This is a genomic window from Stenotrophomonas sp. GL_101, assembly GCF_057835675.1.
In genome coordinates this window covers 4,327,343-4,340,100 of the sequence record NZ_CM174432.1, presented here as the reverse complement: position 1 = coordinate 4,340,100, position 12,758 = coordinate 4,327,343, and the positions used below count along the sequence as shown (strand labels likewise).

Genomic DNA, 12,758 nt, shown 5'->3' with positions numbered 1-12,758 from the left:
GGAACCCGTCCCTGGGCGGTCATGGTCACAACACCGCGTTGTGGAAGTCGAAGTTCAGTTCACTGCCGGCCGACTGCACCATGTTGCCCTGGATGAAGTCGACCCCGCCCATCCACATCGCGGCCGCCGCCTGCGGGTCTTCGATCTGCTGGCCGATGATCTGCAACCCGGCGCGATGCGCGGTTTCAATGGCCGCGCGCAGTTCGTCGCGGGTGCGCTGGTTGGCGTGGCTGCTGGAAAAGCGTGCGGCCATGCGCACGAATGCCAGCGGCAGCTGGGTGAGCAGCGCGTTGGCTTCGCTGCCCGGTTCGAACTGGCTCAGGCAGAAGCGCACGCCGGCCGCGCTCATGCGGCTGCAGAACTGCTGCAGGGTGACGGTGTGGATGAGTGCGTCGGGCAGGCGCACATCGATGATCAACGCCTCGCCGGCCACCTGGCGGCGTGCCAGCGATTCCAGCAGCCAGTCGGCGAACGCATCGCGCGCCAGCGTGCGCAGCGACTGCGACACGAACAGGCTCAACGGCTGGGTGGCGTGCTGATACAGGTCCAACAGGCCCAATGCGTGGTCCATCACCTGCTGGTCCAGATCGGCGATGCGCCCGGCCGCCTCGGCCGCCGGAATCACCTGGCCGGCGGCCAGCACGCTGCCATCGGCCTGGCGCAACCGCAGCAGCACCTGGTACTGCGCGGTGTTGCCTCCGGCCACGGCCACGATCGGCTGGTAGGCCAGTTCCAGCTGGCCCTCGAGCAGGGCCAGGTGTTCCTGTGCGGCGACATCCTCCCGGCGCACGTGCGCGGCAACGCCGGCACTGAGCAGGCGTGCCTGCAGGGTGGTGCGCTCGACCGCCTCCAGTGCACTGCCGGCGTCGCTGAAACCGAGCGAGAGCTGTGCATGGCCAACCACGCCACGCAGGTGCACCGACTCGTCGTCGCGGATCACGAAGGCGCGCGCGGACAGCTGCTCGCGCAGGTTCTGCGCCACCGCATCCAGGCCGTCCTCGTCGACGCCGCGGGCCAGCACCAGGAAGCTGTTGTCGTTCAAGCGCGCCAGCAGGTGCGGCTGCGCGGTATCGGCCAGGCGCTGCGCGGCCTGCACCATCAGGCGTTCAAAGGCGGCATAGCCATAGCGCTCGCGCAGACCCAGCGCACTGGCTACTTCGATGAAGAACAGGCCGCCCTGGTCGCGGTGGGCCAGCGAAGCGGCCAGCTGCTGCATCACGTAGTGCCGGGTGGGCAGGCCGGTCTCGGGGTTGTGCATCGCCGGGGCACCATGCGCACCTGGCTGCGCGGCCGCCTGCGCCCGCGCGCGGCGGATGCGGTTGGAGACCGCGGCGATCAAGTGGCGTGGACGGATCGGCTTGCTGAGGAAATCGTCGGCGCCGCTGTCGAGCACTTCGAACTGGCGCTCCGGGTCCGGGTCGCCGCTGAGGAACACGATCGGCAGCAACTGCTGGCCGGGCTGCTGGCGGATCAGGGCGGTCAGGCGCATGCCATCCAGGCCGGGCAGGTGCAGGTCCATCAGGATCAGGTCGGGGCGGTTCTCGGCGATGGCCTGCTGTACGCCCTCGGCATCGCTGTGCACGACCGCTTCCATGCCCGCGCCATGCAGCACGCTCTGCGCGAACAGCGCCTGCGAGCGGTCGTCTTCGACGATCAGCACGCGGTAGGGGGCGTCCAGCCCGACCGGGGCGGGCGCGTCCTCATTGGCCAGCGAGGACGCCGGCGGCAGCGCCGGTGGGGCCGGCATGGCCGCGATGGCCGCGGTCAGCGGCACCACGTTGCTGGGCGCCGTGACGGGCGTGGCCGTACCGGCCCAGCGCTGCCAGTGATCAGCCGGCGGGGTCTCGGCGCGCAGGGCGCGGCCAGGGGCAGGAACGTTTTCGGTGACGGCCATCAGTACTCCAGGTCTGCGGCGCAATTATGCCGTGCGGGCGATTGATTACGGTGGCAGCACGTCGCGGTTCGGCAGCGGAACGGCGCGCTCGGGGGTTTGCCCGAGCAGCCAGCGCATGCCCTTCCACAGCGTGCGCCAGACCAGCCATACCACCAGCGCACCGATCAGGCTGCACGCCACCACGCCGATCAACGCCAGCCACGGGTGCGCCAGCGCGAGCGCCAGCCCGCCGACGACGATGGTGTCCTCGGCGGCCGAGGCAACCCAGTTGCTGGCCGGTTCGGGCGAGGTGTTGAGCAGGGCGCGGGTGCCGGATTTGAGCCCATGGCTGGCCAGCGCCACCCCGGCCCCGGCGACCAGCGCGGTACCGCTCAGTTCACCGCTGGGCGAAAGCGTGGCGGCGGCCAGGAACGCGCCGGCCGGCACCCGCGCCAGGGTCTGCACCAGGTCCCAGACCGAATCCACGCCGGGGATCTTGTCGGCGAAGAATTCGGCAACGGCCAACGTGGCCGAGGTGCCCAGCACCCACCACGATTGGGTGGCCTGCAGCGCCGGGGGCAGGTCCACCCAGCCGAGCAGCCCGGCCAGGCCGACGCCGAACACGGTCAGGTACACGCGGATACCGGCCAGCCAGGCCAGCAGGATGCCGATTACAAACAGATGGGCTTCGGTCATGGCACGCGCTCCGGCTGCAAAGTGTGCACAGGCCCACACTATCGGGGATGACGTGCATGAACGCTACCGCCGGCCACCGGTACCGGTGCGTGAAATGCCCCCACCCTGATTTACACTAGCCAGTCGATCGTTCCAACAGGGGCCATGCCGGTATCGCCCAAGGCGCTGCCGCGGATAACCGCCATGAACAACCCGACTCCACCCCGCATCCAGATCCGCCGGCCGGGGGCACCGCCGGTGCAGGATCGCCGCCGCCTGGCCATCGTGGCCGGCATCTGGCTGGTCACCCTGATCGTGGCCGTGCTGCTGGGCCGCTGGCTGGCAGGCCCGGGCGGCGACGCCGGCAGCCAGCTGGGTGCCGCTGAAAAGCGCGCCGAGACCCTGCAGAAGCAGGTGGTGGAAATGCAGCAGCGCCAAGCCACGCTGCAGGCCTCGGACCGCATCAGCCGCGCGGCCAACAACGAGGTGCAGGCCTCGCTGGGCGAGCGCGATGAAGAGATTGCCGGGTTGCGCGCCGACGTGGCGTTCTACGAGCGCCTGGTCGGGGCCACCAGCCAGCGCAAAGGCCTCAATACCCATTCCATCGAATTCTCGCCGGAAACCGGCGGCACCTGGCAGTACGCCGTGGTGCTCACCCAGAATCTGAACCGTGGCGCGATCAGCCAGGGCCAGATGCGCTTCACCGTGGAGGGCGTCAAAGGCGGCAAGCTGACCTCGGTCAGCTGGGACGAGCTGCACCAGCGCACCAGGGTGCCGGGGCAGGACTATTCCTTCCGGTACTTCCAGCAGCTCACCGGCAGCGTCATCCTGCCAAAAGACTTCACCCCGCAACGTGTGCGGGTCACGCTGGGAACGGGCGCGGGGGGCGCCACCCAGGTTTTTGATTGGAAGCAGGCCGGCGCACCGGCTGCACCATCGGCAAAAGAAGGGGAGTAAGCCCATGTTTGGCAGCAACAAGTCCAACCGCGACGGACATCTGGTCGTGGATGCGCTGATCGGCGCGCAGGTGGTGATCCGCGGTGATGTCGAGTTCAGTGGTGGCCTGTACGTGGAAGGCACCATCCTGGGCAAGGTGATCGCCGCCGACGGGGCCACCAACGCCACCCTCACCCTGGCCGAACAGGGCGCCATCGAGGGCGAGATCCGCGCCCAGGTGGTGGTGATCAGCGGGCGTCTGGACGGGGATGTCCATTCCACCGAGAAGGTCGAACTGACTCCCACCGCCCGGGTCAACGGCAACATCCACTACCAGGTGGTGGAGATGAACGCCGGTGCCCAGCTGACCGGCCGCCTGATCCACGGCAGCGGGCAGATGGCCGCGCTGCCGCCGCCGGCCGAGGAGGCCGACGAGCCGGGCAAGGGCAAGGACAGCAGCGCCCGCAGGAAGCTTGCCGAAGCCATGGCCTGAACGGTCGGTCGCTTGAAAGCGTGCCCATGCGCCCCCATGCTGGGGGCATGAGCACGCTTGTTTCCCTGCCCGGCGCCCCTGTCGCCGCGCCGAACTACCAATCGCTGGACCGTCCACTGAACTTCACCGAGGCCGCTGCGGCCAAGGTCAAGGAACTGATCCAGGACGAGGCCAGTACCGCGCTTGCGCTGCGCGTCTATATCCAGGGCGGCGGTTGCTCGGGCTTCCAGTACGGCTTCGAGTTCGATGAGAACCGCGCCGAGGATGACCTGGCCGTGGACACCAACGGGGTGACCCTGCTGGTCGATCCGCTGAGCCTGCAGTACCTGATGGGGGCCGAGGTGGACTACACCGAAAGCCTGACCGGTGCGCAGTTCGTGATCCGCAATCCGAACGCCAAGACCACCTGCGGTTGCGGCAGCAGTTTCAGCATGTGATGCACGCGCGCTGGCGACCGGATAGGTCGTCCGGCGCTTGCCACTGTCGGCGAATGTGGGCAGGCTTGCCGCATGTCCAGATTTTCAACGGCGCTGTCCGGTTTCGCCTTCACCACTGAACCCCTCGAACGTGCCGATACGCTGCGTGATGACGCCGATGCGTTGGCGCGGCTGTGGCCCGATGCGCATGTGCTGGTCATCGACCAGGACGGCCGCGCGCTGGCCGGCGACGATGGCCAGCCGCTGCCGCTGACCGGTGCCCAGGTGGGCGGTGGGCCCGGCACGGCGATCTTCCTCGGCCTGCGCGGCGCGCGCGGGTGGTTCTCGCTGGAGGCGTCTGCGGTGGATGTCACCGCACCACAACGGGTAGACCTGCGCGAATCGGCCACGACCTGGTCGGCCGCCGATGCCAGCGCGTTCTGCTATGCGCGCGGGATGTCGTACTGGCAGTCACGCACCCGCTTCTGCGGCGTCTGCGGTGGCGGCATCACGTTCTCGCGCAGTGGCTTCATCGGGCGCTGCGGGCAGTGCGCCACCGAGCATTACCCGCGGGTGGACCCGGCGGTGATCGTCGCGGTGGAAAACAACGGCCGGTTGCTGCTCGGGCGCCAGTCCAACTGGGCGCCGCGGCGCTATTCGGTGCTGGCCGGTTTCGTCGAGCCGGGCGAATCGCTGGAGCAGACCGTGGTTCGTGAAGTCTTCGAGGAAAGCCGGGTGCGGGTGCGTGAGTGCCGCTACCTGGGCACCCAGCCGTGGCCGTTCCCGGGCGCGCTGATGCTCGGTTTTGCCGCGACCGCCGAAGACGACGTGCCCACCGTCAATGGTGAGCTGGAAGACGCGCGCTGGTTCAGTGCCGAGGAAGTGGGCGCGGCGTTGGCCCGGGATGTCGAAGACGACGGCCAGGGCATCCGCCTGTCGCCGCCGATTTCGATCTCGCGCAGCCTGATCGAGCACTGGTACCGCCAGCAGGTGGGCTGAGCACGACGGCGGCGTTGCCGCCGGCTGAACGCGGCGCAGCGTACATTACCAACGGCCCGGGGAATTGCCGGGTCGCAAGGCATAGTAGCGGCCAGAAACCGAGCCGGAGGCTTACATGTTCACCACCCTCGTCGCCGTGCTGGTTGCCCTGGCGCTGGGCCATGTCGCGCCTGCCGCGGCGGTGGCATTGCGCCGGTTCGGGCTCTACCGGCGTTGGCTGCAGTGGCTGGACGCCCACGCTGCCCCCACCGGCTTCTGGCGCAGCCGGCATGGCTGGGTGCTGGCGCTGCTGCCGTGGGTGGTGGTGCTGCTGCTGGTGCAATGGGCGCTGCAGGGGCGGCTGTTCGGCCTGCCCTCGCTATTGCTGGGCGTCGCCACGCTGGTGATCTGCTGGGGCCCGCGCGACCTGGACCGCGATATCGAGGCGGTGATCGACGCCGATGACGCCTCCACCCGTCACGTGGCGATCACCCAGTTGCAGGCGGCCGGTGGCAGCCTGCATGAGGATGTGTCCTCGCTGGTCGAGGCGACCGTGCTCAACGCGTTGCGCCGCTGGTTTGCCGTGTTGTTCTGGTTCCTGCTGCTGGGGCCGGTGGGCGCGCTGGCGTATCGCCTGCTGGCATTGCTGGCGGTGGGGCCGACGCGTTCGCTGGCCACCGCCGAGTGCGTGGCCGGTGCCCGCCAGGTGCTGGGGTGGCTGGAATGGCCGGTGGCGCAGCTGATGTCGCTGTCGATGGCATTGGTGGGCAATTTCGATACGGCCTACAAGGCCTGGCGACAGGCGCATGGCAACCAGTGGGCCGCTTCCACGGTGTTCCTGGGTGCGGTGGCACGCGCCAGCGTGAGCGCGGAGCTGCGTGAAGAGGCGCACGATTACAGCGACGCGGGCATGGTGCCGGTATGGCGACGCCTGCCGGAGCTGCGCGATGCGATGAGCCTGGTGTGGCGCATGCTGCTGCTGTGGATGGCGGCGTTGGCGCTGCTGGTGATGGCCGGCTGGGTAACCTGATCGCGGCAATCAATCAGCGCGTAGCGCCAAGAGCAGCTTGGTGCTGGCGTTGCGTGCTTACCCGGGCGCCAGCCAGGTAAACGGCACCCAGGGCAGGTTGCGGGCGACCCAGTACAGCGGCAGCAGGGTGAGCCAGAAGGCGGGTTTGAGCAGCAGCGTGATCAGCGGCTGCATCCAGCGTGGGCGCCAGCCCAGCACCCAGCCGACCACCAACGGTGCGATGGCCAGCATCAGCATCGCCAGTGGATTCATCGAGATGGCCGTGAGTACATCGCCGTGGGCCAGCGCGTGCAGCGCACGGGTAAGCCCGCAGCCGATGCAGTAGTAGCCGGTAACGGCGAAGAAACTGCAGGGCGGAAACGGGCTGTCGGCGCTGTTGGGATCGAAATGCCGCAGCGTCCAGAAACCTGCCCCGGCGACCATCGCCGCCGGGGGGATCGCGGCCAGCAACCAACGCTTGCCGCGCAGCAAGGGCATCAGCGGCTGCTTTCGATCTGCTGCTGGAACTGCTGGATCTGTTCCATGTAGCCATCCACGCCCACCGTGGCCAGCCAGATCAGCGAGAACAGGGTGGCGGCGATCAGGATGCCGGTGGTGACCCAGGCCCAGATCTTGGCGTTCTTGGACGCCTGGCGCGCGGCGACCAGGTCGCCCTGGTTGAGCAGCGTGTTGACCTTGTTGGCGAACACGATGGCCACGATGCCGGTGGCGATGGCCGGGAAGCTCAGGCACGACACGCAGCACATGAAGAAGGCCAGGATGGTGACGATGATCGACCAGATCAGGTAGTTGGGGACGGTACCGGAGGCGGGCGGCAGCGGGGCAGTGGCATTCATTGGCGAAGCTCCATTTTCCTGGGTGGGAGGCGTTGCAGCGGGTGGATCGATCGTGTTGGCGGTAATCTACCCGAAGTGATCGCTACGATGTATACGGTTACATCCCCGTCGCGCCGGGCTCAGGCGTTTTCGCCGCGAAGCTGGCGCACCTGCTGCTCCAGCGACGGCGCGGTGGCGGTCTCGCCGGCCACCGCGGGCGCGGCGGCCACCTCGATGTTCGCGCGGAAGCGGCGCGGTACCCGCATCCGCCCCAGCCGCGTATCGCGACGGCTCCACATGCTGGACCACATGCCGCGCAGCGCCATCGGCACCACCGGTACCGTACGCCGTTCCAGGATTTTCTCGACGCCGGATTTGAAGGCGGCCATGTCGCCATCCTTGGTCAATGCGCCTTCGGGGAAAATGCACACCAGCTCGCCGTCGGCCAGCGCCTTGTCCACTTCGTCGAAGGCGGCCTGCATCAGTGCCGGGTTTTCGCGTGCACCGGCGATCGGGATGGCTTTGGCGGTGCGGAAGATCCAGCGCATCACCGGGATGTTGAAGATTTTGTAATACATCACAAAGCGTACCGGGCGCGGGATCGTCGCCGACAGGATCAGCGCGTCCATGTAGCTGACGTGGTTGCACACGAGCAAGGCGGGGTCGTCGTCGGGCACGTTGGCTTCGATGCCGTGCACGCGCAGCCGGTACAGGGTGCGCACCATCACCCAGCTGAGGAAGCGCATCAGGAATTCGGGGACGATGGTGAAGATGTAGATCGACACCACCGCATTGGCGATGGCCAAGGCCAGGAACAGCTGCGGGATGGTCCAGTGCAGGAACTTCTGCGTGGCCAGGGCGATCATCGCCGCACCGACGATGAAGCCGGAATTCTGGATGTTCAGCGCGGCGAACACGCGCGACATCTCCGACTTCGGCGTGCGGCTCTGGATCAGCGCAAACAAGGGCACCACGAAGAAGCCGGTGAACAGGCCGATGCCGATCAGGTCGATGATGATGCGCACGCTGCCCGGCGCGGCCACGAACGCAGACACACTCAGCCCAGCCGCGGTGGCGGTGCCGGCGCGGGCGAAATACAGGTCGAGCATGAAGGCGGTCATGCCGAACGCGCCCAGCGGCACCAGGCCGATTTCCACGGTGCGCCCGGACAGCTTTTCGCACAGCAGCGAACCGACCCCGGTGCCGACCGAGAACAGCGCCAGCGCGAATATATAGAGGGTGGGCTCGCCGCCCAGGTTGACCACCGCATAGGTGGGCAGCTGCGAGGTGAGCATGGTGCCGACGAACCAGAACCAGGACACCCCAAGGATGGCGTTGCGCACCGCCTTCTGCTTCTTGGCCAGGCGCAGCACCGCCAGCGATTCGGGAATGGGGTTCCAGTTGATCTTCAGGTCCGGCGCGCCGGCATCGACCTTGGGGATCATGCGCGCAGTGACGTTGCCGAAGATGGCCAGCGCGATCACCGCGGTGGCCGCCACGATCGGACCGAAGCTGCCGGCCAGGGTGAAGATGATGCCGCCGCAGATCATGCCGGTGAGGATCGACATCGAGGTGCCCATCTCGACCAGGCCATTGCCGCCGGTGAGCTCCTCCGGTTTCAGCACCGAGGGCAGCACCGAGTACTTGACCGGGCCGAACAGGGTGGACTGCAGCCCGGTGCAGAACAGCGCCACCAGCAACACCGGCATGCTCTGGGTGAGGAAGCCGACTGCGGCCAGCGACATGATCGCGATCTCCATGGTGGTGGTGATCACGATCAGGCGCGATTTTTCCAGCTTCTCGGCGATCTGCCCGGCCAGGGCCGAGAACAGGAAGTAGGGCAGGATGAAGATGGCCGGCGCCAGCGTGGTGTACAGCGACTGCTCGGCCTGGCTGACGCCCAGGTAGAACAGCAGCCCGATGATGGCCTGCCGGTACACGTTGTCGTTGAACGCGCCCAGCGACTGGACGATGAAGAACGGCAGGAAACGGCGCTGCTTGAGCAGGGCGAACTGGCTGTGGCCGGACATGGAAACTCCTTGCGAACCGGCGCAGCCTAGCATTGTCGCCGTTGCCCGGGCATGGCAGCACCGCCGGGGCGGTGCTGCCGGCGCGGTTCAGACGATGTCGTCGACCACGCCGCCGTCCACGCGCAGGGCCGCCCCGGACGTGGCCGAGGCCTGCGCCGACGCCAGGTACACGACCATGTTGGCCACTTCCTCCACGCTGGCGGCGCGCTGGATCACTGAGCTGGGCCGGTGGGCCATGACGAATTCGCGGCCGATCTGTTCCAGTGACTTGCCGGTACGCGCGCGTTCTTCTTCCATCATTGCCGCAAAGCCGTCGGACAGGGTCGGGCCGGGCAGCACCGCGTTGACGGTGACGCCGCTGCCGGCGACGCGTTTGGCCAGCCCGCGCGACAGGCCGAGCAGGGCGGTCTTGGTGACCCCGTAGTGGATCATGTCGGCGGGAATGTTGCGTGCCGATTCCGAAGACAGGAACAGCACCCGGCCCCAGCCACGTTCGACCATGCCCGGCAGCAGCGCCCGCGACAGGCGTACGCCGGACATCACGTTGGTCTGCCAGTACTGCTCCCAGGTGGCATCGTCGGTGTCAAAGAAGTCCTGTGGGCCGAAGATGCCGGCGTTGTTGACCAGGATGTCCACTGTCGGCAGCGCGGCCAGCAGGGTGTCGGCGCCGGCTGCATCGGACAGGTCGGCTGCAGCGCCGAGCAGGCGGGCAGCGGGGAGGGCGTCGCGCAGTGTCGCCAGCGCCTTGTCCACCGAGGCCTGGCTGCGGCCGTTGACGATCACCTGCGCACCGGCCGCGGCCAGCCCGTGGGCGATGCCATGGCCGATACCGGCGGTGGAGGCGGTGACCAGGGCGGTCCGGCCGGAAAGATCCAGTTGCATGGGGGACTCCTTGAGCGGGGGGCGCGATCATTCTGCGCGCCCGGCCGTCATGGCCGCGCATCGGTTGCCGCAACGCAGCGGTGCGTTGTGTGGGGTAGCGCATGACCGTTGGTCGTGCGTATCGACCAACGGTCGATACCTACCGTAAGGTGCGCGCGGCCTCATTGGCCGCCCCGCGCAGCTTGGGCAGCAGCCGCAGCATCAGCCCCATCTGGGTGCGGATCAGCTGCAGCTTGGGCGGCATGTCGTCGTTGATCTGCTCCAGCTGCTCGGCGAGGGCACGGTCGTCGTCGTTGTCGGCTTCGTCCACCGGCTCGCGCTTCTCCAGCGCGGCGGCCACCTGCTGCATGGCCTGTTCAACGCGCTCGCCACCGGCCAGTGCCTGTGGGTCCTGCGCGTAGCTGTCCAGCTGGGCGCGATGCGCGCCGAGTGCGGAAAGGTGCCCCAGCAGCGTGTTGGACAACGCCAGGAAGCGGAACCCGGCATCCAGGTTGCGACGTACATGGCCCGGCTCGCGCAGCATGTTCGACAACGCGGTGGACAGCGCGGCATCGGCGTTGTGCATGTCGCGGCGGGCGACGCGGTAAGCCAGGTCATCCTGCATGCCGCTGCGATACTGGCCGAGCACCGCATCCAGGTAGCGCGCACAGTTGCCCAGCACGCGCGCCATCACCAGGTTCAGGCGCCGGCCCTGCCAGTCGGGCAGGATCAGGAACGCGGCGGCGGCCGCAATCGCGCAGCCCAGCAGGGTGTCCACCAGCCGCGGCCAGATCAGCAGGAAACCGTCGCCGATCAGGTTGAAGCAGGTCAGTGCCATCACCGTGATCGCCGCCGACGCCACCAGGTAACGGTCGCTGCGGGTGAAGAAGAACAACAGCGCCGACAGCAGCGCGATCAGCAGTTCGATGCGCAGGTCCTGGAACAGCTGCATCAACGCCCAGGTCAGCACCAGCCCGATCAGGGTGCCGGTAATGCGCTGGGCCAGCCGCTGGCGGGTGGCACCAAAGTGGGGGCGGCAGACGAACACGATGGTGAGCAGCACCCACGAGCCGTTCTGCGCGTTGAACAGGCGGATGGCGGCAAAACCGACCATCAGCGCCAGCGCCATGCGCAGGCCGTGGCGGAACAGCACCGAACCGGGGGTGAGCTGCTGGCCGATGCGCACGGCCATTTCGCGCAGGGTGTGCGGGTTGGTGTCGCGCAGGCGGGTGTCCACGTTGTCCAGGGTGGCGTCTGATTTCTCTGCTTCGGACAGGCGCCGCTCGATGCTCTGCAGGTTGTTGCCGAGCAGCTCCAGCGAGGACAGCAGGCGCTGCCATTGTGGGTTCTGCTGGGCGCGCAGCCAGGTGAGCGAATTGGTGAGATCGGCGGTGGCCTGTTTGCTGCGCTCGCCGTACTGGAACGGGCGACGCAGGCGGATGGCCAGGCCCAGGTTGGCGCAGGCTTCGCCCTGCAGGGCGAGCAGGCGCTGGCAGCGGTACAGCACGTCGCTGTGGAAGAACGCGTCGGTGAGCGCGCCATAGGGGTAGTGCGAGGAGCTGGCACGTTCGTGGAAGTCCTGGGCCATGTAGTACAGGCGCAGGTACAGGCCGGACTGCACGCCGGGCCGGCCGGAGCGGCCGAAGCGGGCGAGGATGGCGGTCTTGGCGATGTTGAGGGCGTCGACGACGCGGCGGTTCTGTTCGGCCAGGGCGAGCTGGCGCTTCTGTACGTCGGCGTCGCGCACCGGTTCAAACAGGTCGGCCTTGAGCTGCAGGTAGCGGCCGAGTTCGAGGTACAGGCGGGCGAGGCGTTCGCGCACCGGGCGGTTGGCGAACAGGGCGGTCCACAGGATCGACAGCAGGCCGTACCAGAGCGCGCCGGCAAGCAGGTGGCTGACCGCCGTGATGGCCTGGGCGCGGTCGGCGGCGCCGTGCTGCTCAAGCCCGATCATGGTGTAGATGGCCAGGGTGACGGTGGCCTGGGCGATGGAGGCATAGCGTTCGCCCAACGCGCCGAGCAGGGTCAGGCCGAAAGTGGACACCGCCAGGGCGGCGATGAACAGCCACGGCCAGGCGAACAGTTCGACCACCGCGGCGGCGGCGGCCACGAAACACAGCAGCGACAGGGCAACCGATTTGGTCCGGCCCCACCAGTTGTCGTCGGTTTCGGCGATGGCGCTGGCGATGATGCCCAGGAATACGCCGGGCAGGGCGGGTAGCTGGTCCAGGTGCCAGCACACGCCCATGGCCACCGACAGCGCGATGAACACCCGCAGGCCATAGCTGGCCTTTTCATGCGCCCACAGGCGGCTCAGGCGGGATTCTCGGGCGGACATGCGGGCTCGGGGTGCGGGGTGGCCCATTATTGCCGGTGGGGGGTGAAGGGGACAGCGCAAATCAAACGCGCGGATGCCGGTTGCCCCGGTTTGGCTCGGTGTGGGTGGGTTGGCGGGACACGCCGTAAATCCCGCTCCGCGGCCCGGCCCAGCCGCTGGCGGCTGTGCGTTCAGTCGCATGCGAGGCAGTGCCTCGCAAGCAATGCGCCTTCCCCCCTGTAGGCTCGCTTGCGCCATCCATGGCGCAAGACGGTCCCGCCAACCCACCCACACCGAGCCCCGATAGTGGGTCGGTGCGCAACGGAGAAGCGGG

At 68.0% G+C, this 12,758-nt stretch carries 12 protein-coding genes; 5 read left to right on the top strand and 7 right to left on the bottom strand.

Going from position 1 to position 12,758, the window contains the following annotated elements:
• Positions 1-25: 25 nt before the first annotated feature.
• Together AC3IR9_RS19060 and AC3IR9_RS19055 are read right to left on the bottom strand one after the other, a co-directional pair.
• A complete protein-coding gene (locus AC3IR9_RS19060) occupies positions 26-1,918 on the bottom strand; it encodes an EAL domain-containing protein (protein WP_489292720.1) in 1,893 nt (630 codons plus the stop codon).
• Between the two features lie 21 nt (positions 1,919-1,939).
• Entirely contained in the window at positions 1,940-2,569 is a 630-nt protein-coding gene (locus AC3IR9_RS19055; protein ID WP_489292719.1) for a DUF4126 domain-containing protein, read from the bottom strand.
• A gap of 183 nt (positions 2,570-2,752) precedes the next feature.
• Here AC3IR9_RS19055 and AC3IR9_RS19050 point away from each other — a divergent pair, with 183 nt between their 5' ends.
• From AC3IR9_RS19050 to ampE, 5 genes are all read left to right on the top strand, one after another.
• On the top strand, positions 2,753-3,505 hold the full coding sequence (locus tag AC3IR9_RS19050; protein ID WP_489292718.1) for a DUF6776 family protein: 753 nt from the start codon (positions 2,753-2,755) through the stop codon (positions 3,503-3,505).
• A 4-nt stretch (positions 3,506-3,509) separates the two neighbouring features.
• On the top strand, positions 3,510-3,977 hold the full coding sequence (locus tag AC3IR9_RS19045) for a bactofilin family protein (RefSeq protein ID WP_489292717.1): 468 nt from the start codon (positions 3,510-3,512) through the stop codon (positions 3,975-3,977).
• A gap of 47 nt (positions 3,978-4,024) precedes the next feature.
• Complete coding sequence (gene erpA, locus AC3IR9_RS19040) at positions 4,025-4,414, top strand: iron-sulfur cluster insertion protein ErpA (RefSeq protein WP_489292716.1); 390 nt, start codon at positions 4,025-4,027, stop codon at positions 4,412-4,414.
• 72 nt (positions 4,415-4,486) lie between these two features.
• The gene (gene nudC, locus AC3IR9_RS19035; protein WP_489292714.1) at positions 4,487-5,392 is read left to right on the top strand and encodes an NAD(+) diphosphatase; all 906 of its coding nucleotides are present in this window, start codon (positions 4,487-4,489) and stop codon (positions 5,390-5,392) included.
• 115 nt (positions 5,393-5,507) lie between these two features.
• Positions 5,508-6,401 carry a regulatory signaling modulator protein AmpE gene (gene ampE / locus AC3IR9_RS19030; RefSeq protein ID WP_489292713.1) on the top strand — a complete coding sequence of 298 codons (894 nt, stop codon included), beginning with the start codon at positions 5,508-5,510 and terminating at the stop codon, positions 6,399-6,401.
• Positions 6,402-6,458: 57 nt separating this feature from the next.
• On the opposite strand, the gene AC3IR9_RS19025 is transcribed toward ampE, so the two are convergent.
• From AC3IR9_RS19025 to yccS, 5 genes are all read right to left on the bottom strand, one after another.
• Complete coding sequence (locus AC3IR9_RS19025) at positions 6,459-6,878, bottom strand: DUF2752 domain-containing protein (RefSeq protein ID WP_489292712.1); 420 nt, start codon at positions 6,876-6,878, stop codon at positions 6,459-6,461.
• A complete protein-coding gene (locus tag AC3IR9_RS19020; RefSeq protein WP_489292711.1) occupies positions 6,878-7,237 on the bottom strand; it encodes a CD225/dispanin family protein in 360 nt (119 codons plus the stop codon). The genes AC3IR9_RS19025 and AC3IR9_RS19020 overlap by 1 nt, the downstream gene beginning before the upstream one ends.
• A gap of 119 nt (positions 7,238-7,356) precedes the next feature.
• Positions 7,357-9,246: an MFS transporter gene (locus tag AC3IR9_RS19015; protein ID WP_489292710.1), complete on the bottom strand. Its 1,890-nt coding sequence runs from the start codon at positions 9,244-9,246 to the stop codon at positions 7,357-7,359.
• Positions 9,247-9,333: 87 nt separating this feature from the next.
• The gene (locus AC3IR9_RS19010) at positions 9,334-10,128 is read right to left on the bottom strand and encodes an SDR family NAD(P)-dependent oxidoreductase (protein WP_489292709.1); all 795 of its coding nucleotides are present in this window, start codon (positions 10,126-10,128) and stop codon (positions 9,334-9,336) included.
• Between the two features lie 139 nt (positions 10,129-10,267).
• Positions 10,268-12,445, bottom strand: a complete 2,178-nt coding sequence (gene yccS / locus AC3IR9_RS19005) for a YccS family putative transporter (RefSeq protein WP_489292708.1) — start codon at positions 12,443-12,445, stop codon at positions 10,268-10,270.
• Positions 12,446-12,758: the final 313 nt, after the last annotated feature.

Bases quoted from the DNA above. Each gene is read 5' to 3' on its own strand.
- erpA (WP_489292716.1), top strand. From the start codon at position 4,025: ATGAGCACGCTTGTTTCCCTGCCCGGCGCCCCTGTCGCCGCGCCGAAC.
- yccS (WP_489292708.1), bottom strand. From the start codon at position 12,445: ATGTCCGCCCGAGAATCCCGCCTGAGCCGCCTGTGGGCGCATGAAAAG.
- AC3IR9_RS19055 (WP_489292719.1), bottom strand. From the start codon at position 2,569: ATGACCGAAGCCCATCTGTTTGTAATCGGCATCCTGCTGGCCTGGCTG.
- AC3IR9_RS19025 (WP_489292712.1), bottom strand. From the start codon at position 6,878: ATGCCCTTGCTGCGCGGCAAGCGTTGGTTGCTGGCCGCGATCCCCCCG.
- AC3IR9_RS19045 (WP_489292717.1), top strand. From the start codon at position 3,510: ATGTTTGGCAGCAACAAGTCCAACCGCGACGGACATCTGGTCGTGGAT.
- nudC (WP_489292714.1), top strand. From the start codon at position 4,487: ATGTCCAGATTTTCAACGGCGCTGTCCGGTTTCGCCTTCACCACTGAA.
- ampE (WP_489292713.1), top strand. From the start codon at position 5,508: ATGTTCACCACCCTCGTCGCCGTGCTGGTTGCCCTGGCGCTGGGCCAT.
- AC3IR9_RS19010 (WP_489292709.1), bottom strand. From the start codon at position 10,128: ATGCAACTGGATCTTTCCGGCCGGACCGCCCTGGTCACCGCCTCCACC.
- AC3IR9_RS19015 (WP_489292710.1), bottom strand. From the start codon at position 9,246: ATGTCCGGCCACAGCCAGTTCGCCCTGCTCAAGCAGCGCCGTTTCCTG.
- AC3IR9_RS19020 (WP_489292711.1), bottom strand. From the start codon at position 7,237: ATGAATGCCACTGCCCCGCTGCCGCCCGCCTCCGGTACCGTCCCCAAC.
- AC3IR9_RS19050 (WP_489292718.1), top strand. From the start codon at position 2,753: ATGAACAACCCGACTCCACCCCGCATCCAGATCCGCCGGCCGGGGGCA.